This is a genomic window from Mycobacterium arosiense ATCC BAA-1401 = DSM 45069, assembly GCF_002086125.1.
GTDB lineage: Bacteria > Actinomycetota > Actinomycetes > Mycobacteriales > Mycobacteriaceae > Mycobacterium > Mycobacterium arosiense.
The window spans coordinates 1-1,139 of record NZ_MVHG01000205.1; the positions used below are offsets into that span (position 1 = coordinate 1).

Consider the following 1,139-nt stretch of genomic DNA (forward strand, 5'->3'; position numbering starts at 1 on the left):
TCGACGTCGGTGCGGCCGAAGTGCCCGTAGGCGGCGGTCTGCGCGTAGATCGGGCGCAGCAGGTCCAGGTCGCGGATGATCGCGCCGGGCCGCAGATCGAACACCTCGGGCACGATCTTTTCGATCTTGACCGGGTCGACCGTCGCGGTGCCGAACGTCTCGATGAACAGCCCGACCGGGGCGGCCTTGCCGATGGCGTAGGCCACCTGCACCTCGACCCGCTCCGCCAGCCCGGCGGCGACGATGTTCTTGGCCACCCACCGCATCGCGTAGGCCGCCGACCGGTCCACCTTGGACGGATCCTTGCCCGAAAACGCGCCGCCGCCGTGGCGGGCCCAGCCGCCATAGGTGTCGACGATGATCTTGCGGCCGGTCAGACCGGCGTCGCCCATCGGGCCGCCCAGCACGAACTTGCCGGTCGGGTTGACCAGCACCCGCGTCGCCGACGCGTCCAGCGTGTCGTGGGCCAGCTCGTCGAGCACGGTGGCGAGCACATGCCGGCGGATGTCGGGATCCAGCGTCTTTTCCAAATCGATACCGTCGGCGTGCTGGGTGGAGACCACCACGGTATCCAGCCGCACCGGAACATCGTCCTCGTAGGCGATGGTGACCTGCGTCTTGCCGTCCGGGCGCAAGTAGCCCAACGTCCCGTTCTTACGGACCTCGGTCAGCTTGCGCGACAACCGATGGGCCAACGCGATCGGCAGCGGCATCCGCTCGGGGGTGTCGTTGATCGCATAACCGAACATCAGGCCCTGATCACCCGCGCCCTGAGCATCCAACGGGTCCGCAGCGCCCTCCACCCGAGCCTCGTGCGCGGCGTCCACACCCTGAGCGATGTCGGGTGACTGCGCGCCGATGCCGATGTTCACCCCGCACGACGCGCCATCGAAGCCCTTGTCCGACGAGTCATAACCGATCTCGAGGATGCGCTCCCGAACGGTGTTGGTGATGTCGGCGAACGCCTCCTTGGCCGTCGTCGTCACCTCGCCCACCACATGCACCTGCCCGGTGGTGACCAACGTCTCGACCGCGACACGTGAGCGGGGATCCTGCGCCAGCAGGGCATCAAGAACGGAGTCGCTGATCGCATCACAGATCTTGTCGGGATGCCCCTCAGTCACCGACTCACTGGTAAA

Annotated in this window: 1 protein-coding gene; it reads right to left on the reverse strand. The window is 67.2% G+C overall.

Annotated features, from left to right (window positions below; genetic code table 11):
• Positions 1-1,139 (reverse strand): methionine adenosyltransferase (gene metK, locus BST14_RS28090; RefSeq protein ID WP_142279677.1); only part of this gene is annotated, 1,139 nt, incomplete at both ends.